The organism is Lysinibacillus boronitolerans JCM 21713 = 10a = NBRC 103108 (genome assembly GCF_000772935.1).
In the GTDB taxonomy this organism is placed as follows: domain Bacteria; phylum Bacillota; class Bacilli; order Bacillales_A; family Planococcaceae; genus Lysinibacillus; species Lysinibacillus boronitolerans.
Genome location: NZ_JPVR01000074.1, coordinates 1 through 18,893 on the forward strand (window position 1 = coordinate 1; position 18,893 = coordinate 18,893).

Below are 18,893 nucleotides of genomic sequence, written 5' to 3' on the forward strand. Positions count from 1 at the left end.
CTTTATTTCGTTGTCACCTCTTGGCGACTTATACATAATAACATCGATTATTCATGAAAGTCAACACTAAATCATAAGTTTTTTTAAGGAGATTCATTTTTTATTTTATATTTTAGAAACGAGGTTATCATTATGGTCCGTAAAACGTTGATTTCACTGCTTTTAATCGTAACGCTCTTTGCCTTTCTAAAGCCTATAAATTCAACGGTGATTTCTGTATTCAATATTGCGAATGCACCAGTAGTGGTCACGAAAGGACATTATGGCATATCTCTGATTGTAGAGATTTCTTTCTCTGATGACTCTCTATTAGAATGGCTACAAACGGTGAAGGAGCCTTACCCACTTCTACTTTTAGATGCCGACTGGATTAAACGGTCACCCGATCATTTAAAAATTATCCAACAGCGAAAATTGCCTACAGGATTACTTGGGCCGGATGATTCAGTAGAAGAACCCGTTGATATTGCGCTCATCCAAAAGGATATTGATACTTACGAAAAATATTTAAAAGAAAAACCTTTATGGTTTGCTACCCGAAATCATCAATATTCACAGGATATACAGAAAGCTTTATTCCAACAACAAATGAATTTACTATCTCCTTCTCTTATTTGGCAAGGTGATAAAACTCCGAAATTACAAAAAGGGGATTTTGTCTTTTTCCCACTACACCAAAAAAATCAAATATCCTTTAAAGAGCTTAACACACTAATACAACAACATAAGTTTATGTCGATTGAAGAAAATATATTTGGTTATAAAGTTCAAACTAAAAAAGCCCCATAAAAAAATTGCCTCCACTAGAGTGGGGCAATTTTTTCCTTATGCGTTTTTAGCCTGTTCACGACGAGCTTTACGGCGTGCTTCTAATTTTTGACGATCCTCATCGGATTTTGCATTATATTTAGGTAATACTAATAATTGATACGCATTAACCGCCAATAATGGGAATAATAAAAGCGCAACATACTCATTAATATTTTCATCTCGACCCATCAATGCAATTGTCCATTCCAACGTTGTAATGACAATCATAAAGAATAGTGCAGAAATCATTACATGTTTTTTCCCTGTTAATTTCACTTTTTGAACAGCTGTAGCTATGGCCCCAAAGATGAGCACAATTAATAGTCCTACATAGAACAACCAGCTTTGCCCATCCTTAACTCCAGGAATAAAGCGGAAGAAAATAATATCGAAAATCGTAATGGCAATTAATAATAGTTGTACCCAATTCCATAATGTCAGTGTTCTAAAAATATTAACACCTACCTGATGAAGTGTTAAATAAGCGAAAAAGCCAGCTTGTGCAATAACACTCATTGTAAACCCTAAGAAAACCATCCATAAAAGTCCTGCGAAAAACTCACCCCATTGACCGTTTGCTATGTATGGTTGGAAGAATTCCCAGCGAATAAATAAACTAAAAACTCCGTTGACTGCACCACCAACGAGCATTGCAAAGAAGAAAAACTTTGCCCAATTTCGTATCGTCACAACTAAAAGTCCCCCAATTTCTCAATATATCTGTCCTTATTTTATCAATGCCTTGTTAAAAAAGCTATTTCTCATCCTAACCAATACATAAAGTCCTCAGAAATGTGAACAATAATTGAAAGAGTCTCTCTAGAGAAAGGACTGATTGCCGATGCGAAAATTCACCTTATTACTGATTCTAATGCTTTTTCTTTCTGCCTGTTCACAAGATAAAACCTCTACCATGTCCTATGATGAAATAAAAAAAATCATGATTGACTCTTTGCAAACAGAGGATGGTAAAAAGGCATTGCGACAGCTTTTGGAGGAGCCAAGTTTCCGTGAGCTCTTGATTTTAGAGCATGATGAAGTGAAAAAGGCTACCGAGGAAACTTTACTTTCCAAGGAAGCAGAAGACTTTTGGAAAAAAACCTTTGAAGATCCAAAGTTTAAAGAAACTGTTGCGAAAAGTATGCAAAAACAGCAACAGGATATTATGAAGAACTTAATAAAAGATCCGACTTTCCAAAAGGATATGGAGGCATTTTTCGGGCAGCCCGATATGCAAAAGCAGTTGGAGACTATCCTTAAATCTTCCAATATGCGCAAGCAAATGGAGGAAGTCGTAAAGGAAACGATCGAAAGCCCTTTAATGCAATCTAAATGGCAGGAACTTATTAAAAAGAGTGGCGAAACAAGTTCATCAGGAAGTGGCAATAAGAAAGAAGCAAGTGGCGATAGCGGTGGTGGATCGGGTAAGGAACAAAAAGGTACCGAGTAACCTTGGTAATGTAAAAACGGATTTCCCCATAAAAGTGGTGGAAATCCGTTTTTTATTATTTATTTAATTTACCGATGATTTTGGTAGCAATGTCTAAATAAATTTGTCCTGTTGTATGTTTTTCAGCATATACAGAAGGAGCAAAATCTTCATCTGTCCAATCTGGTTGACCAAGCGGGATTTGTCCAAGTAGCTCTGTACGTAATTCATCAGCTAGCTTTGGACCTCCTCCTTGCCCAAAGACAAATTCTCGGTCACCTGATTTAGATTCAAACCACGCCATGTTTTCGATAACACCTAAAATTTCATGGTCTGTTTGAAGCGCCATGGCTCCTGCACGTGCCGCTACAAATGCTGCTGTTGGGTGTGGTGTTGTTACAACAATTTCTTTTGATGATGGTAACATTTGATGGATATCTAATGCAACGTCACCTGTGCCAGGAGGTAAATCTAATAATAGATAATCTAATTCACCCCACTCCACATCACGGAAGAACTGATCTAATACTTTACCCAGCATTGGACCACGCCATACAATCGGTGCGTTATTTTCCACAAAGAACCCCATTGAAATCATTTTTACCCCAAAGCGATCTACTGGGAAAATACGATTATCGACTACTTTAGGCATATCCGTCACACCCATCATATCAGGCACACTAAATCCATAAATATCTGCGTCAATTAAGCCGACTTTCTTTCCTAGACGAGCTAAAGCAACAGCTAAGTTAACTGATACCGTCGATTTACCTACTCCACCTTTACCAGAAGCAATTGAAATTACTTGTACTGTGCTTAGCGGTGATAAAATATCCTGTGCTTCTGACTCTGTTGCTGTACCACGGAAGCTTTGTAATTTTTCTGTTGAAAGTTCTTCAAAGCGGATACCAACCGTGTTTGCACCCGCTTCTTTCAACACCTCAACAACTTTCATTTGTAGTTGTAATTGTTCAGGTGTATTCAATTTAGCAATGGCAATTTTTACACTGACATGATTTTTTTCTTCTTTTATTGCTACGTTCGTTATACCATCTGTTTCTGCAAGCGATTTATGTAAAAATGGATCTTGTAGTTGTCCTAGTATTTCTCGTACTTGTTGTTCAGTAATCACGACGAACACTCCCCTTATATTGTCTCAATATTAGTATATCATAATGATTTGATTTACGTTGTAGATGTTGCTCTACTCAATTTTAGCTAATAAATAGTCTTCTATACCTTCAACTATGGCATCTGCCATTTTTTCTTGATACTTTTTATCAACTAATAATGCTCGTTCCTCATCATTACTAATAAAACCAGTCTCTACTAAAGCTGCAGGTACTTCCGCTTTCTTCAATAAATAGATTTGCTTAATAGACAATGCTTCACGGTCTGTATTTTTTAAATTAGTGCGAATGGATTGTTGAATACTCTTGGCAAGAATCTCTCCATCAGCATGTCCTTCCTTATGGTAAAATACCTGTGCGCCACGCCATTTTGTTTCAGGTATGGCATTTGCATGAATAGTTATAAATACATCAGGCTTTTCCTTTTCCACGATATCCTTTCTTAAGAAAATATCTTGCTTTTTCCGTTCTCTCATTGTTCCATATTTTTCTGATGGCGCATGCTCATCTATTACATCCCCATTTTTTGTTCGTGTCATTATAACCGTTGCGCCTTTTTTCTTTAATTGCTTCTCTACATGCTGAGCAATTGCAAGTGTAATATCCTTTTCAATCACTTCGCCCTTTGAAGCTCCTCCATCCTCACCACCATGCCCTGCATCAATGACAATTTTTATGCCACCAAGTGGGTCCGGTAAGAAGAAGTTACGGTCCGAAGCATTTGTTTCATATGCCACGACCACTATACTCATAAGCATAATTACTCCTAGTGCAAGCCAGCGCTTCACCCATATCCACCACCCTTTTACATTTAGTGTACGAAATTAATGGATAAACTATGCCAGAAAGTAAAAAAAACTCCCAAGTCGCAAACTTGAGAGTTTTCTTCTATATTAAGGGAGGAAGAACAACTTATTGTATTGTAAAGGTAGGGTTAAATTCACCTGTATATGGTTCATGCTCTACAAATACAGTTATTTCATTACCCTCTTTGTCTTTACCTGTTCGTTTATACGTGAACTTCTTATCGTTGATTTCTGTAATTTCAAGAGCGACACCATACTTATTATCGCCGATAGAAACATGCGCTCTTATTTTATTATCATGAATGACATCAAAGTAACCATAGTCTCCACGACTTTCACCTGTTTCAGGATTGAAGAACTCATATCTATTTGTATTTGCATCATACTTTGCAATGCTGATGAAATTTGAATTGAATTCTGTTACATCATTACCCGCTTCATCTAACACAACAGTTCCATGCCATAATGTATCAGCTAAAATTTTGTCTCCGTCCACGTCTGTAACAATATCACCTGTTGAAGCATCCAACGCTTTATCGGAATCTGTAAATGCCAGTTCCTTTTCTTTATAAGGTATATGTTCCACGAATACTTCCACATCATTGCCTGCAGCATCATTGCCTGCAGCATCTTTACCCATTCTTTTATAGGTAAAGATACTATCGTTTAGCTCAGTGATCTCGACAACCGCTTGGTATTTTTTCGATTCTGAAATTAATATTCTTTGTTTCCCATCATTTGTGATAAAGAATGTCCCTTTATCGTCACGGCTTTCACCTGTAGCAGCGTCAAAGAATTCATAATGACCTGTCTGAGCATCATATTTTGCTAACCCAATGAAATTTGCGTTCTCAGCTGTTAAGTCATTATTATCTTTGTCGTAAACTTTTGTACCTTGCCAATTTGTACCACTTAGAATATTAGCCATTTCTTGTCCCTTTGTTAATTGCTCTTTGGCAGTATTTTCTGTTGAAGCGCTTTCTGTTTTGACTTCCTCACTATTCGTTGTATTGCCTTTTGTAGGCGCCTTATCTTGACATGCTGCCAGTAATGCTATTGCTGCAACAGATACTATTAATAATTTTTTCATAACTACTTACCTCCATCGGTTAGTTTATATTTGGAGTTACATCAAACCCATAACGATAATTTTTTAAAATGAAAGGTTTGTTGTACCTTCTGAAACTATATTAAAGTGGAATGTTAAACCCCCCCTAAATAATTTCTTAAAAAAACATAAACTTATACGAAAATATTTTTAATATATATTAAATCTGCACAGAAATAGTGTTGTCTATGTAAAAAGCTAATGATTATTTTCTAGATCTTCTTAATCTCCAGCAAATACCTTCCTATTATTTATTATATGAAAAAACTAAGCACAGCATATTTTTTTAATATTACTCGTACAATTCGTAACGTGTTACCATATTTTTATAAACGAAAAAGTAGGATACAGTTATATACACTAGTCATTTGGGTGTTATATTGCTGGACACCTCCAAAGAAAAGAAGGTGGAAAAATGAATGATCAATTAATACTTTCAGCAGCGAACGGTGATACTGACAAAGTATTAGCACTTCTGCAAAATGGCATCAATATTAATGTAACGGATCAGAATGGAAGAACGGCTGTTTTAGCTGCCACTTATAATAATCAGGTGGATACTGTGAAGGTGCTCATTGAACATGGTGCAGATATTAATATTCGAGATAATAACCTTGAGAACGTACTTTTACATGCAGGTGCATCAGGCTATTTAGAAATCGTTAAACTTGCCATAGTGGCAGGGGCAGATACAAAGCTGACTAATCGCTTTGGTGGAATTGCCATCATCCCTGCAGCAGAACGTGGGCATGTTGAGGTAGTTCGAGAGCTACTTAATCACTCAGACATTGATGTCAATCACATTAATAATTTGCATTGGACTGCTCTATTGGAGGCAGTCATATTAGGCAGTGGCGGGGAAAAGCATCAAGAAATTGTGCAACTATTAGTAGATTATGGTGCTGATATGTCTATCGGAGATCGAGATGGTGTCACGCCATTGCAGCATGCAAAAAAACTAGGCTTTTATGACATTGAGCAAATTTTAAAAGAAGCTGCATCCGAACGAAATAATGGTTAACACATAAGGAGGTTTTTTCATGATCCAGGACGTAGATCTAAAGCATCTAGAGAGATGCATCGAGCTTGCCAAAAATGCGCTGGAAGCAGGAGATGAGCCCTTTGGTTCGATACTTGTAAATTCAAATGGCGAGATACTGGCAGAAGAACAAAATCGTGTATCGGGCGGGGATCATACACAGCACCCAGAGTTTGCATTAGCACGCTGGGCAGCACAAAATATGAGTCTCGAGGAAAGAGGCTCAGCAACCGTTTACACTTCTGGAGAACATTGTCCAATGTGTGCTGCAGCCCATGGATGGGTTGGGCTTGGAAGAATTGTTTACGCTAGCTCATCTAAACAGTTAGCGCAATGGCTAAATGAGATGGGTATCACTTCTACATCACGCGTTCGTAATTTATCCATTCATGAAGTCATTCAAGATACTATTATAGATGGCCCCGTTCCTGCATTAGCCGAGCAGGTGCATCAACTTCATCTTCAGTTTCATAAGAAATAGTGTTAAGCAATCTTTGAAGTAACTTCAAAGATTGCTTTTTATGATGGAATGACAAAAGACTCCTTCCACGAAAGTAGAAAGAGTCTTTGTATAGAAAGCTGATATTAACGTTTTGAGAACTGAGGTGCACGACGAGCGCCGCGTAGACCTGGTTTTTTACGTTCTTTCATGCGTGAATCACGAGTAAGTAATCCAGCTGATTTTAATGCAGCACGGAAATCTGGGTCTACTTGAAGTAGAGCACGAGCGATACCGTGACGAACAGCACCAGCTTGACCAGTGTATCCACCACCGTTAACGTTTACGTGGATATCATAGCTTCCTGTAGTTTCAGTAGCTACTAATGGTTGTTTAATTACTTCGCGTAATGCAGCGAATGGTACGTATTCTTCGATTTCACGTTTGTTGATAACAATTTTACCTGTACCTGGTACTAAACGTACGCGAGCTACAGAGCTTTTACGGCGACCAGTGCCGATGTATTGAACTTGTGCCAAAGTAATATCCTCCTCTTAATTTATATTATCCGCGAAGCTCGTATGCTTCTGGTTTTTGTGCAGCATGTGGATGCTCTGTTCCAGTGTAAACATTAAGTTTAGTGAACATTTTACGACCTAAAGAGTTTTTAGGAAGCATTCCTTTAACTGCTAATTCGATCATTCTTGTTGGGTATTTATCTAACATTTCACCAGCAGTACGTGTTTTTAAACCACCCGCAAATTGAGTATGGTGACGGTATAGTTTACCCTCTAATTTGTTACCAGTTAAATGGATTTTGTCAGCGTTGATGATGATTACGTGATCACCTGTATCAACGTTTGGTGTGAATGTTGGTTTATGTTTACCACGTAAGATTGCAGCTACTTCAGAAGCTAAACGTCCAAGAGTTTGGCCTTCTGCATCAACTACTAACCATTTACGGTCTACTTCGTGACCTTTAGCCATGAATGTTGTACGCATGTATATATCCTCCTAATCGATTCGATTACCGTTATTTTTCATTAGACTACACTATAAGTTTCGGGGCTTATTTGTGGTGGTAATGAAAATACCATCTGTTATCATATAATGAATGACTTTTAAAGTCAAGCAATTTCATTAAACACCTGGTGAAGTTGTTCAGAATTGTAGAACGCCACTAATAGAACACTTTTTCTAAGTACAGCCCTTGTGGTGGTGCGGTTTTTCCCGCCTTATCACGATTACCTGAAGCAACTACCTCGGACACATTTTCAATCATACGTCGACCTATGCCAACCTCCCAAAGAGTACCTGCAATAATACGCACCATATTATATAAGAAGCCATTCCCTTCAATCACCATATGTAGCTCTTCACCATGCCATTCAAATTGCAATAATGTTACTGTGCGTACTTTATCTTTCACACTTGTATTCGCCGCGCAAAAACAAGAAAAGTCATGTGTACCAATAATAGCCTTAGCTGCCTCTTGCATCGCCTCTACGTTAGGTTTGACTCCATTTGTCTCTACAGTATAATATCTGCGGAATGGACTTTGGATAGGCTCACAAGACCAAATATAGCGATATCTTTTTCCAGCCACGTCATAACGCGCATGAAAGTCATGGGCTACTTCCTCTACCGATAATACACGAATATCTCGTGGCAGTTGCACATTCAAAGCCTTACTATACTTTTCTACAGGTATGCCAAGTGGTGTGTCGAAATGCAATGTTTGCCCTGTCGCATGTACTTTAGCATCTGTACGACCACTTGCAGTTACCTTAACCGATTCTCCCTTATGCATAATGGCTAGAACACGTTCAAGCTCAGCCTGCACTGTACGTTCCCCTGGCTGTATCTGATAGCCTGAAAATAGTGTTCCATCATAGCTTATAATTACTTTTAATCGTCGCATATAGCCTACTCCTTTAACTTCTATAGAAGAATAGCAATACGCCTATTGCTACTAATAAAACAAGCGCAAATGTGTCCCCCATATCCCATTTTAACCTGCGGTACCTAGTGCGCCCTTCACCACCGCGATAGCCTCTTACTTCCATCGCTGTTGCTAAATCCTCAGCCCGTTTAAATGCACTGACAAAGAGAGGCACGAGCAATGGTACTACTGCCTTTATACGGTCCTTAATTGGCCCAGATGATAAATCAGAGCCCCTTGCCATTTGTGCCTTCATAATTTTATCCGTCTCATCCATTAAGGTTGGAATGAAGCGTAATGAGATGGACATCATTAAAGCCAATTCATGGACGGGTACTTTTATTGCTTTTAAGGGATTCAGCAGAACCTCGATACCGTCTGTTATGGAAATTGGTGATGTTGTAAGGGTTAAGATTGACGTCATAAATACTAATACTAGAAAACGAATTGAGATAAATATTCCCCGCCTAATCCCTTCATCATAAATCGTAATGAATTTTGATTCAAACACAGGGACGCCTTCCTTCGTCATAAAAATATGGAGAAGGAATGTAAAGGCCATTAAAAAGAGCACTGGTTTGAGTCCATTAATTAAAAAATAAAGGCGAATGCGCGATATTAATACAATCAGTAGCGTGAATGCGAGTAACATCGCATACGTCACGGTATTATTGGCTAAAAACACAATAATAATAAAGGCGAACACAAAGATCAGCTTTGACCGTGGATCAAGCTTGTGTACGGGTGAGTCACCAGGTAAGAAGCGACCAAAGATCATTTTTTCCATCATGACTCTGCACGCTCCTCTCTAAGTGCTTGAGCAATTTCAGCAGCAAGCTCTTCCTCTGTTAAGCAAACCTTAGACAAGGAATGACCCATCATGTGTTCAATCTTTTGCTGAAAGCGGACAATACGTGGAGGCTCTAGACGGAATTTCTTTAATGTTTCAACATCTTTAAAAATAATTCGTGGTGTTCCACTTAAGACATTCTTTCCTTCATGCATGATCACAATATTATCTGCGTACCGAGCTGCATCCTCCATACTATGGGTTACTAGAATGGTTGTAAGATGACGTTCTTGATGGAGCTGATAAAACATATCCATAATTTCCTTTTGACCTCGTGGATCAAGACCTGCTGTTGGTTCATCTAAGACAATAACCTCAGGATCCATCGCCAAAACGCCTGCAATCGCTACACGACGCATTTGACCACCTGATAAATCGAAAGGTGATTTATCCAAAACACTATCAGGCAAACCGACTAAGCTGACAAGTTCTCTTGCACGAGCTTCCGCCTCCTCCTCTGATATACCAAAGTTCATTGGGCCAAACATAATATCCTTTAACACTGTTTCTTCAAAAAGTTGATGCTCTGGAAATTGAAAGACAATGCCCACCTTTTGTCTTACAGCTTTTAAATCCTTTGCTTTTTTCCCAGCTATAATAAGTCGATCTCCTATATGTACTTCTCCTGAAGTAGGTCTTAGAAGCGCGTTAAAATGCTGCAGAATCGTTGATTTTCCAGAACCCGTATGGCCAATTATCGCTTGATACGTATGAGATGGAATGTCAAAATCTACATCGAATAATGCCCGTTTTTCAAAGGGGGTTCCTTGTGCATAGGCATAACTTACTTGTTGAAGTTTGATGTCCATAAATCATTCACCAACTCTTCTTCTGTCATATGTTGTCCCATTAATGGAACACCTTCCTTTTGCAATAGCTTTGATAACTTCAAGGCAAATGGCAAATCTAGTCCAAATTCAACTAGCTTGTCTCCAAGTGCAAAGATTTCAGCAGGTGTACCTTCTGCAAATTTCTTACCATCATTCATAAAAAGAACACGATCTGCTAACATTGCCTCTTCTAAATCATGGGTAATAGATAAAACTGTTAATCCTGTTTCTGTACGTAATGTTTGCACCGTTTGTAACACCTCTGCACGACCCTGAGGATCTAACATGGATGTAGCCTCATCTAAAATTAAAAGCTTCGGCTTTAAAGCAAGTGCCCCAGCAATGGCTACACGCTGTTTTTGTCCACCAGATAAATGATGTGGCTCATGGTCTAAAAACTGACTCATTTTTACCTGTTCGAGTGCCGCATGTACACGTTTCACCATTTCTTCAAAAGGGATACCGTTGTTTTCCAAAGCAAATGCTACATCATCCTGTACCGTTGCCCCAACGAATTGATTGTCAGGGTTTTGAAAAACCATTCCCATCAAGGAGCGAGATTCCCAAAGATTTTCTTCATTTAAAGGTTCTCGCAATATTCGTACATCCCCCTGTTGAGGAAACAATAAACCGTTCATCAGCTTGGCAATGGTGGACTTACCAGAACCATTATGTCCTACAATAGCAATCCACTCACCTTCATCAACAGCAAAACTAACATTTTCTACAGCATTACGACTGTTTTGAATTTCTGGTGTATATGAAAAAGTCACATTATTTAAAGATAAAATTTCAGGCATATCTAGAACTCCTCTCTCTAAGCTCAGCTCTACTAACTAACTTACACTTTTTTATGTATGAATTCTACTACAATCCGTATGTCGATAAAAGAAAAATACTACAATAGCAACTCAAATTGATAATGGACTAATGGAATTACAAAATAACGCCCATATATTAAAAAAAGCACCACAAATTGGCGCCATCTAATCTAATAAAAAAGCGCGCACCTCATTCGATAGAAATGCGCTAGTCGTTACATTTACAAGAAATATGGGTGCTCAAGCCCTTATTTCTCCTGAATGAGGTGCGGAGAGCTAAACGAGACGCCACACTAATAAGTGTCCGCTCATCATAACGCTCAGCTTAATTATTTGTCGTATAAATCATTTATAAAGAAAGAGGGTGGTGATTCCCACCCTCTTCACCACAAGTTTTCTCTTATGATTAAACTAGTTCAATCACAACAACAGGTGCACCGTCGCCACGACGAGGACCTACTTTAAGAATACGAGTGTAACCACCTTGACGCTCAGCATAACGTGGTGCAACATCATCAAATAACTTTTGAAGTGCAAATGATGTTGATTCGTTACCTTCTGCATCAGTCGTTGTTACTAGTTCACGACGGATGAATGCAGCAGCTTGACGGCGTGCATGTAAATCTCCGCGTTTACCTAAAGTAATCATTTTTTCAACAGCTTTACGTACTTCTTTAGCGCGAGCCTCAGTAGTTTCGATACGCTCGTTGATGATTAAATCAGTAGCTAAGTCACGTAACATCGCTTTACGTTGAGAACTTGTACGACCAAGTTTTCTGTAACCCATGGATGTTTCCCTCCTTTATAGAAAAAAATCTGATCTTGTTAGTTGTGTTTAAATCGCTTAGTCTTCTTTGCGTAATCCTAAACCAAGCTCTTCTAACTTCGCTTTTACTTCTTCTAATGACTTACGTCCAAGGTTACGAACTTTCATCATGTCGTCTTCTGATTTATTCGCAAGTTCTAGTACTGTATTGATACCAGCGCGTTTTAAACAGTTATAAGAACGAACAGAAAGATCAAGTTCTTCAATAGTCATCTCTAAAACTTTTTCTTTTTGATCTTCTTCTTTTTCGACCATGATTTCAGCAGTTTGTGCCTCATCTGTCATGCCAACGAAGATGTTAAGATGCTCGGTTAAAATTTTTGCTCCGAGCGAAATCGCCTCTTTCGGACCGATGCTGCCATCTGTCCACACATCAAGAGAAAGTTTGTCGTAGTCAGAAGACTGACCAACACGAGTATTTTCCACTTGGAAATTGACGCGTGATACTGGAGTGTAAATAGAGTCGATCGGGATCACGCCGATAGGAAGATCCTCACGTTTGTTTTGATCAGCAGGAGTGTAACCACGGCCGCGTTGTGCATACATACGCATACGTAAATGACCGTTTTTAGCGATTGTTGCAATATATAGATCTGGGTTTAAAATTTCTACGTCACTGTCATGTGTAATGTCAGCAGCCGTAACTGTACCATCGCCTTTAACATCAATCTCAATAACTTTTTCTTCGTCAGAGTAGATTTTAAGAGCTAGTTTTTTCACGTTCAAAATGATTGAAGCTACATCTTCTACTACGCCTTCTACAGTTGAGAATTCGTGAAGAACACCATCAATTTGAATTGAAGTGACAGCAGCTCCTGGTAATGAAGACAGAAGGATACGACGTAAAGAATTACCCAAAGTGTTTCCATATCCGCGTTCAAGCGGTTCTACAACAAACTTTCCATATTTGGAATCTTCGCTGATCTCCACCGTTTCAATCTTTGGTTTTTCAATTTCGATCATTTTATTTACCCTCCTTCAAAACATCGAATGTATAGGTTCTTTCCATCATAGATTCGATCGTCAATGACGTATCGTTTATTATCTGCACAAGACAGTCTGTACAAAAAATGATGTTCTCATACAATATGAGACGCACCCATTACACGCGACGACGTTTTGGCGGACGGCAACCATTGTGAGGAACTGGAGTAACGTCTTTAATAGCAGTTACTTCTAAACCAGCAGCTTGAAGTGCACGAATAGCAGCTTCACGACCAGCACCAGGACCTTTAACAGTTACTTCCAACGTTTTCAGACCATGTTCAAGGGATGTTTTAGCAGCAGTTTCTGCAGCCATTTGAGCAGCGAATGGTGTAGATTTACGTGAACCACGGAAACCAAGAGCACCAGCACTTGACCAAGATACAGCGTTACCTTGCATATCTGTAATCGTTACGATTGTATTGTTAAATGTAGAACGAATGTGTGCAATACCAGATTCGATATTCTTTTTCACACGACGTTTACGAGTTTGTTGTTTACGAGCCATGTTAAGAAGGAACCTCCTTTACCAATTATTTTTTCTTGTTCGCAACTGTTTTACGAGGACCTTTACGCGTACGCGCATTGTTCTTCGTATTTTGACCACGAACAGGTAAGCCACGACGGTGACGGATACCACGGAATGAACCGATTTCCATCAGACGTTTAATATTTAATGAAGTTTCGCGACGTAAGTCACCTTCAAGTTTGTAAGAATCTAATTGTTCACGGATTTTGTTTAACTCATCTTCAGTTAAGTCGCGTACGCGTGTATCTTCTGAAATACCTGCATCAGCTAGTACTTTCTGAGCTGTAGTTTTACCAATACCGAAAATGTACGTTAATGAAATTACCACGCGTTTGTCGCGAGGAATATCAACACCAGCAATACGTGCCATGTACGTTGTGCACCTCCTTTAGAATTAACCTTGTTTTTGTTTATGTTTAGGATTTTCACAGATTACCATTACTTTACCGCGTCGGCGAATTACTTTACATTTTTCGCAGATCGGTTTCACAGATGGTCTCACTTTCATCTAACCTAACCTCCTTAGTAGTTCGGAGCGCAAAAGATTATTTAAAACGGTATGTGATACGACCGCGAGTTAAATCATAAGGAGATAACTCAATAGTAACCTTATCTCCAGGTAGAATACGGATAAAGTGCATACGAATCTTACCAGATACGTGTGCTAGAATCACATGTCCATTTTCTAATTCTACCTTAAACATCGCGTTTGGCAAAGTCTCAACAACTGTCCCTTCGACTTCAATTACATCATCTTTCGCCATCTACTCTGTCTCCTCTCTATATGCAAATTAAAGTTCTCATCGTTACATCAAACGGATATCTGCTGCAACTTTAGAAGCAACCTCGTTTCAACATATGTTTGGATTGTATGAGAGATGTTTGAAAGACGCTCGTCTGGTTTCGCTTCACACAATCCACGGAATATACAGAACCAGTAAGGGCACTGAATCTCCCATGTTTACACGAATACCGGAATGTCTTGGATGAGATATTCATACCCGTTACACAGATGCTTCCACGAAACCCATTATACTCCTCCAAAAGGTATGTTGCACTTTTTAGAAGAAATATATACCGGGCACAATATGCTTTTGCAACTCTCAAAAAAATTATGTTTCGTTGTTGCTCCCGCATGCCTCCCGCGGAAGCAGTACTCTGCGCCCGGAGCCGGGTATCAGCTGCGGCTGCCCTGTAATAGAGCATCAAGATCAGCAAACACTTTGTTAATATCTTGCTGTCCATCTATATTAGTTAACACGCCTTTAGCTTGATAGAAATCAAGTAGAGGTTGTGCTTGTTTCATATTTACTTCCAGACGGTTCGCAACCGTTTCAGGATTATCATCTGCACGTGTATAAAGCTCGCCACCATCTTTATCACATTTCCCTTCCTCGGCAGGAGGATTGAAAATTAAATGATAGGATGTACCACAAGTTTTACAAATACGTCTACCTGAAAGACGAGCAATTAGCTCATCCTTTTCAACTTGAATGTTTAATGTATGCTCAATAGCTTTACCTAGATCAGCAAGAATGCTATCTAAAGCTTCAGCTTGAGGAACAGTACGTGGGAAACCATCTAATAAGAACCCTTTTTCACAATCAGGTTTAGCCAGTCGCTCACGAACAATACCAATCGTTACTTCATCAGGTACAAGTGCACCTTGATCCATAAACGACTTAGCTTGTAAGCCTAGTTCAGTACCTTCTTTAATTGCAGCACGGAACATATCGCCTGTAGAAATATGAGGAATTGCGTACTTCTCAACAATTTTATCTGCCTGAGTACCTTTACCAGCACCTGGCAGACCCATTAAAACGATATTCATTAGGAAATATTCCTCCCACAAAAGGTTTGCTGATTAAAGGAAACGATGGAACGTTCCCTAAAAACCAACATTATTTCATAAAGCCTTTGTAGTGACGTTTAACAAGTTGAGATTCTAGCTGCTTCATCGTTTCGAGCGCTACGCCGACTACGATAATAATACTAGTACCACCGATCTGCACTGAGGCAGGTAGATTCATAAAGTTTATGAATATAACCGGCATTACTGAAATAACAGTTAAGAAAATCGCGCCGACAAATGTCAGACGATATAACACGCTTGTTAAATACGTTTGAGTGTTTTCACCAGGACGAATACCTGGAATATAAGCACCTTGCTTTTTCAAGTTATCTGCCACATTTTCTGGATTCACTTGTACGAATGCATAGAAATATGTGAATGCGATGATTAATGCCACATAAATAATCATTCCAACAGGTTTTGTATGATCAAACGTGTTATTAATGAAGGTTGTAACATTATTTTCACCGAAGAACGGAACTAACGTACGAGGTGTCATCAGAAACGCTGAAGCAAAGATTACTGGAATAACCCCTGCAGCATTTACTTTTAACGGTAAATGAGTTTGTTGACCTCCAGTTTGTTGATTTCGCCCAGTAACTCGTTTTGCATATTGAATTGGAATTTTACGTAGTGCTTGTTGCACGTAGATAACTCCAATAACAACCGCAAGCAAGATTAAAACAAGTAGACCAAGGATAATTAGGTTGATAAATAGCTTATCACCAGCACCCTCGATTTGTTGTGCATAGATTTGGTTGATACCTGTAGGTAATGCCGCAACGATACCTGCGAAAATTACAACAGAAATACCATTACCAACGCCATGCGCAGTAATTTGATCAGCAAGCCATACTAGGAATGCTGTACCCGCTGTTAATACAATAGAGATTATAACATATGTTAAAACTCCTTCTTCCTTAATCAAAGAACCGCCGTACATTCTATTAAAACCGAATGACATCGCGAATGATTGAATAAAAGCAAGAATAATAGTAAAGTAGCGTGTAAATTGTGCAAGTTTACGTCTTCCGACTTCACCTTGCTTTGCCCATTCAGCAAACTTCGGTACTACGTCCATTTGCAATAACTGAACAATAATTGAGGCTGTGATGTAAGGCATAATCCCCATCGCAAAGATCGAGAAGTTCTTTAAAGCACCACCGCCAAAAGTATTGAGGAAACCAACGAGGTTAAACTCATCAGTTGCCTTTAATACATTAGCGTCAACGTTAGGTACTGGAATGAAAGTTCCAATACGGAAAACGATTAACATTAAAAGTGTGAAAATGATTTTATTTCTTATATCTCGAACACGCATAAAGTTAGAGATTGTCTGAAACATTAAATCACCTCAGTAGTTCCGCCGGCATTCTCGATTGCTTCTTTCGCTGAAGCTGAGAATTTATGAGCTTTGACAGTAAGCTTTTTATTAAGTGTTCCATTGCCTAGAACTTTAATTCCAGCTTTTTCATTGCTCACTAGACCAGTTTCAAGTAATAATGCAGCAGTTACCTCTGCACCGTCTTCGAAACGGTTTAAAGCATCAAGGTTAACGATAGCGTATTCTTTACGGTTAATGTTCGTAAAGCCACGTTTTGGTAAACGACGGAATAATGGGTTCTGACCGCCTTCAAAGCCTGGGCGTACACCGCCACCAGAACGAGCGTTTTGACCTTTATGACCTTTACCTGCTGTTTTACCGTTACCAGAACCGATACCACGACCAACGCGGTTGCGTTGCTTACGAGAACCTTCTGCTGGTTTTAACTCATGCAGTTTCATAGTGGGTGGCACCTCCTTGTTCAATAATTAGAAATTAAATTTCTTTTACAGTAACTAAGTGAGCTACTTTATCAAGCATACCGCGAGTAGCTGCGTTATCAGCTTTCTCTACAGTTTGGTGTAATTTACGTAAACCTAAAGCTTCAACAGTTTTGCGTTGTGCAGGTTTAGTACCAATCACAGATTTAGTAAGGGTGATTTCTAATTTGTTAGCCATTATCTTTCCCCCCTTATCCTAATATTTCTTCCACTGATTTACCACGTAATTTAGCTACGTCCTCTACGCGTTTTAATTCAGTTAAACCTTGAATTGTTGCACGCACCATGTTAATTGGTGTGTTAGATCCAAGTGATTTTGAAAGAATATCAGTAATACCAGCAAGTTCTAGTACAGCACGTACTGGACCACCAGCGATAACCCCTGTACCAGGAGCAGCAGGTTTGATTAGGATTTCTCCTGCACCAAAGCGACCTTGCACTAAGTGTGGAGTTGTTCCACCTACGCGTGGCACTTCGATTAAGTTTTTCTTCGCGTCTTCAACAGCTTTGCGGATAGCATCTGGCACCTCTTGAGCTTTACCAGTACCGAAACCTACATGACCGTTTCTATCGCCAACTACAACTAATGCTGTGAAGCGGAAGCGACGTCCACCTTTAACAACTTTAGCAACGCGGTTAATAGTAACTACGCGTTCTTCAAGTTCTCCAAGTTTGTTTGCGTCAATACGACTCATGAAATGTGTCCCTCCTTCTTATTAAAATTCTAAACCGTTCTCACGTGCAGCTTCAGCTAAAGCTTTCACACGTCCATGATATAAGTAACCACCACGGTCAAATACTACAGCAGTAATATTTTTTTCCGCAGCGCGTTTTGCGATTGTTTCACCGACTTTAGTTGCTGCGTCAACATTGCTACCTGCACCTTCGAAACCATTTTCTTGAGAAGATGCGCTAACAATTGTTACGCCTGCTACGTCATCGATAAGTTGCGCGTAAATGTTCTTGTTAGAACGGAATACGTTTAAGCGTGGACGCTGAGCAGTACCCGAAATTTTAGAACGAACGCGAGCATGACGTTTTTTACGAACCTGATTTTTATCTTGTTTCGTAATCACAAGGGTCACTCCTTTCTAATGCTTAAGCTGCATTATTTACCTGTTTTACCTTCTTTACGACGAACATATTCGCCTTCATAACGAATACCTTTACCTTTATAAGGCTCTGGTGGACGAACGTCACGGATGTTAGATGCAAGAGCACCAACGCGTTCTTTACTAATACCTTTAACGATGATCTTAGTGTTTGAAGGAACTTCAATTTGTAGACCATCTTCAGGTGTGAACTCTACTGGATGAGAGTAACCTACGTTAAGTACAAGTTTATTACCTTGTAATTGCGCACGGTAACCTACACCGATAAGTTCTAAAGCTTTTTCGAAACCTGCAGAAACACCAGTAACCATGTTCGCAAGAAGCGCACGAGTAGTACCGTGGTTTGTGCGGTGTTCTTTTGATTCAGAAGGACGTACTACAGTGATTACGTTACCCTCTTGCTCAATTTTCATATCTTGGTGGAAAGAACGAACAAGTTCGCCTTTAGGACCTTTAACAGTAACAGTGTTGTCAGCTGCAACAGTAACAGTTACGTTAGCTGGTACCTCGATAATTTTTTTACCTACACGAGACATTTAGTTGCACCTCCATTCATTTATTG

26 protein-coding genes and 2 pseudogenes are annotated in these 18,893 nt (G+C 39.2%); 4 read left to right on the forward strand and 24 right to left on the reverse strand.

Annotated elements, in window-relative coordinates:
- The first annotated feature begins 132 nt into the window (after positions 1–132).
- Positions 133–789, forward strand: a complete 657-nt coding sequence (locus CD31_RS11275; protein ID WP_036077731.1) for a hypothetical protein — start codon at positions 133–135, stop codon at positions 787–789.
- Positions 790–825: 36 nt separating this feature from the next.
- Here the strand turns inward: CD31_RS11275 and CD31_RS11280 are convergent, their stop codons facing one another.
- Positions 826–1,500: a KinB-signaling pathway activation protein gene (locus CD31_RS11280; RefSeq protein ID WP_009374014.1), complete on the reverse strand. Its 675-nt coding sequence runs from the start codon at positions 1,498–1,500 to the stop codon at positions 826–828.
- Between the two features lie 151 nt (positions 1,501–1,651).
- Between CD31_RS11280 and gerD the strand changes: the two genes are divergently transcribed.
- Positions 1,652–2,260, forward strand: a complete 609-nt coding sequence (gerD, locus tag CD31_RS11285; RefSeq protein WP_016994497.1) for a spore germination lipoprotein GerD — start codon at positions 1,652–1,654, stop codon at positions 2,258–2,260.
- A gap of 55 nt (positions 2,261–2,315) precedes the next feature.
- On the opposite strand, the gene CD31_RS11290 is transcribed toward gerD, so the two are convergent.
- From CD31_RS11290 to CD31_RS11300, 3 genes and pseudogenes are all read right to left on the reverse strand, one after another.
- A complete protein-coding gene (locus CD31_RS11290; RefSeq protein WP_016994496.1) occupies positions 2,316–3,371 on the reverse strand; it encodes a P-loop NTPase in 1,056 nt (351 codons plus the stop codon).
- A gap of 72 nt (positions 3,372–3,443) precedes the next feature.
- Complete coding sequence (locus tag CD31_RS11295; RefSeq protein WP_036077736.1) at positions 3,444–4,157, reverse strand: N-acetylmuramoyl-L-alanine amidase; 714 nt, start codon at positions 4,155–4,157, stop codon at positions 3,444–3,446.
- 124 nt (positions 4,158–4,281) lie between these two features.
- Positions 4,282–5,124: pseudogene (locus tag CD31_RS11300) on the reverse strand (DUF4822 domain-containing protein); the annotation flags it as partial.
- Positions 5,125–5,698: 574 nt separating this feature from the next.
- Here CD31_RS11300 and CD31_RS11305 point away from each other — a divergent pair.
- Both CD31_RS11305 and CD31_RS11310 read left to right on the forward strand, forming a co-directional pair.
- On the forward strand, positions 5,699–6,304 hold the full coding sequence (locus CD31_RS11305) for an ankyrin repeat domain-containing protein (RefSeq protein WP_036077741.1): 606 nt from the start codon (positions 5,699–5,701) through the stop codon (positions 6,302–6,304).
- 19 nt (positions 6,305–6,323) lie between these two features.
- On the forward strand, positions 6,324–6,803 hold the full coding sequence (locus CD31_RS11310; RefSeq protein WP_036077742.1) for a nucleoside deaminase: 480 nt from the start codon (positions 6,324–6,326) through the stop codon (positions 6,801–6,803).
- 104 nt (positions 6,804–6,907) lie between these two features.
- Here CD31_RS11310 and rpsI read toward each other — a convergent pair whose 3' ends face one another.
- The 20 genes and pseudogenes from rpsI to rplF all read right to left on the reverse strand — a co-directional run bounded on the left by rpsI (position 6,908) and on the right by rplF (position 18,867).
- Positions 6,908–7,300 carry a 30S ribosomal protein S9 gene (rpsI, locus tag CD31_RS11315; protein ID WP_004233744.1) on the reverse strand — a complete coding sequence of 131 codons (393 nt, stop codon included), beginning with the start codon at positions 7,298–7,300 and terminating at the stop codon, positions 6,908–6,910.
- Between the two features lie 25 nt (positions 7,301–7,325).
- Positions 7,326–7,763 carry a 50S ribosomal protein L13 gene (rplM, locus tag CD31_RS11320; protein WP_004233742.1) on the reverse strand — a complete coding sequence of 146 codons (438 nt, stop codon included), beginning with the start codon at positions 7,761–7,763 and terminating at the stop codon, positions 7,326–7,328.
- Between the two features lie 178 nt (positions 7,764–7,941).
- The gene (truA, locus tag CD31_RS11325; RefSeq protein WP_016994491.1) at positions 7,942–8,682 is read right to left on the reverse strand and encodes a tRNA pseudouridine(38-40) synthase TruA; all 741 of its coding nucleotides are present in this window, start codon (positions 8,680–8,682) and stop codon (positions 7,942–7,944) included.
- A gap of 13 nt (positions 8,683–8,695) precedes the next feature.
- Entirely contained in the window at positions 8,696–9,493 is a 798-nt protein-coding gene (locus CD31_RS11330; protein WP_016994490.1) for an energy-coupling factor transporter transmembrane component T family protein, read from the reverse strand.
- Positions 9,490–10,362: an energy-coupling factor ABC transporter ATP-binding protein gene (locus CD31_RS11335; RefSeq protein WP_016994489.1), complete on the reverse strand. Its 873-nt coding sequence runs from the start codon at positions 10,360–10,362 to the stop codon at positions 9,490–9,492. The genes CD31_RS11330 and CD31_RS11335 overlap by 4 nt, the downstream gene beginning before the upstream one ends.
- Positions 10,338–11,183, reverse strand: a complete 846-nt coding sequence (locus CD31_RS11340) for an energy-coupling factor ABC transporter ATP-binding protein (protein WP_036077746.1) — start codon at positions 11,181–11,183, stop codon at positions 10,338–10,340. Before CD31_RS11340 ends, CD31_RS11335 begins: the two co-directional genes overlap by 25 nt.
- Before the next feature lie 427 nt (positions 11,184–11,610).
- Positions 11,611–11,991 carry a 50S ribosomal protein L17 gene (gene rplQ, locus CD31_RS11345; protein WP_008181938.1) on the reverse strand — a complete coding sequence of 127 codons (381 nt, stop codon included), beginning with the start codon at positions 11,989–11,991 and terminating at the stop codon, positions 11,611–11,613.
- Between the two features lie 57 nt (positions 11,992–12,048).
- Positions 12,049–12,993: a DNA-directed RNA polymerase subunit alpha gene (locus CD31_RS11350; protein ID WP_004233733.1), complete on the reverse strand. Its 945-nt coding sequence runs from the start codon at positions 12,991–12,993 to the stop codon at positions 12,049–12,051.
- A gap of 139 nt (positions 12,994–13,132) precedes the next feature.
- Positions 13,133–13,522 (reverse strand): 30S ribosomal protein S11, encoded by a 390-nt coding sequence (rpsK, locus tag CD31_RS11355; RefSeq protein ID WP_004233731.1) that lies wholly within the window; start codon positions 13,520–13,522, stop codon positions 13,133–13,135.
- Positions 13,523–13,547: 25 nt separating this feature from the next.
- Entirely contained in the window at positions 13,548–13,913 is a 366-nt protein-coding gene (rpsM, locus tag CD31_RS11360) for a 30S ribosomal protein S13 (protein WP_004233729.1), read from the reverse strand.
- A gap of 24 nt (positions 13,914–13,937) precedes the next feature.
- Complete coding sequence (gene rpmJ, locus CD31_RS11365; RefSeq protein WP_000868344.1) at positions 13,938–14,051, reverse strand: 50S ribosomal protein L36; 114 nt, start codon at positions 14,049–14,051, stop codon at positions 13,938–13,940.
- Positions 14,052–14,088: 37 nt separating this feature from the next.
- Positions 14,089–14,307 carry a translation initiation factor IF-1 gene (gene infA / locus CD31_RS11370; protein WP_004233690.1) on the reverse strand — a complete coding sequence of 73 codons (219 nt, stop codon included), beginning with the start codon at positions 14,305–14,307 and terminating at the stop codon, positions 14,089–14,091.
- An 86-nt stretch (positions 14,308–14,393) separates the two neighbouring features.
- A pseudogene (locus CD31_RS23320) lies at positions 14,394–14,471 on the reverse strand (type I methionyl aminopeptidase); the annotation flags it as partial.
- Positions 14,472–14,720: 249 nt separating this feature from the next.
- Positions 14,721–15,374, reverse strand: a complete 654-nt coding sequence (locus CD31_RS11375) for an adenylate kinase (RefSeq protein WP_016992655.1) — start codon at positions 15,372–15,374, stop codon at positions 14,721–14,723.
- A 70-nt stretch (positions 15,375–15,444) separates the two neighbouring features.
- The gene (secY, locus tag CD31_RS11380; RefSeq protein ID WP_004233672.1) at positions 15,445–16,740 is read right to left on the reverse strand and encodes a preprotein translocase subunit SecY; all 1,296 of its coding nucleotides are present in this window, start codon (positions 16,738–16,740) and stop codon (positions 15,445–15,447) included.
- Positions 16,740–17,180, reverse strand: a complete 441-nt coding sequence (rplO, locus tag CD31_RS11385) for a 50S ribosomal protein L15 (RefSeq protein ID WP_004233670.1) — start codon at positions 17,178–17,180, stop codon at positions 16,740–16,742. Before rplO ends, secY begins: the two co-directional genes overlap by 1 nt.
- Before the next feature lie 34 nt (positions 17,181–17,214).
- Positions 17,215–17,397, reverse strand: coding sequence for a 50S ribosomal protein L30 (rpmD, locus tag CD31_RS11390; protein ID WP_004233668.1), 183 nt, complete (start codon positions 17,395–17,397; stop codon positions 17,215–17,217).
- 13 nt (positions 17,398–17,410) lie between these two features.
- On the reverse strand, positions 17,411–17,914 hold the full coding sequence (rpsE, locus tag CD31_RS11395; RefSeq protein WP_016992656.1) for a 30S ribosomal protein S5: 504 nt from the start codon (positions 17,912–17,914) through the stop codon (positions 17,411–17,413).
- 21 nt (positions 17,915–17,935) lie between these two features.
- Complete coding sequence (rplR, locus tag CD31_RS11400; RefSeq protein ID WP_004233662.1) at positions 17,936–18,295, reverse strand: 50S ribosomal protein L18; 360 nt, start codon at positions 18,293–18,295, stop codon at positions 17,936–17,938.
- A 32-nt stretch (positions 18,296–18,327) separates the two neighbouring features.
- Positions 18,328–18,867 (reverse strand): 50S ribosomal protein L6, encoded by a 540-nt coding sequence (rplF, locus tag CD31_RS11405; RefSeq protein ID WP_016992658.1) that lies wholly within the window; start codon positions 18,865–18,867, stop codon positions 18,328–18,330.
- Between the last annotated feature and the right edge of the window lie 26 nt (positions 18,868–18,893).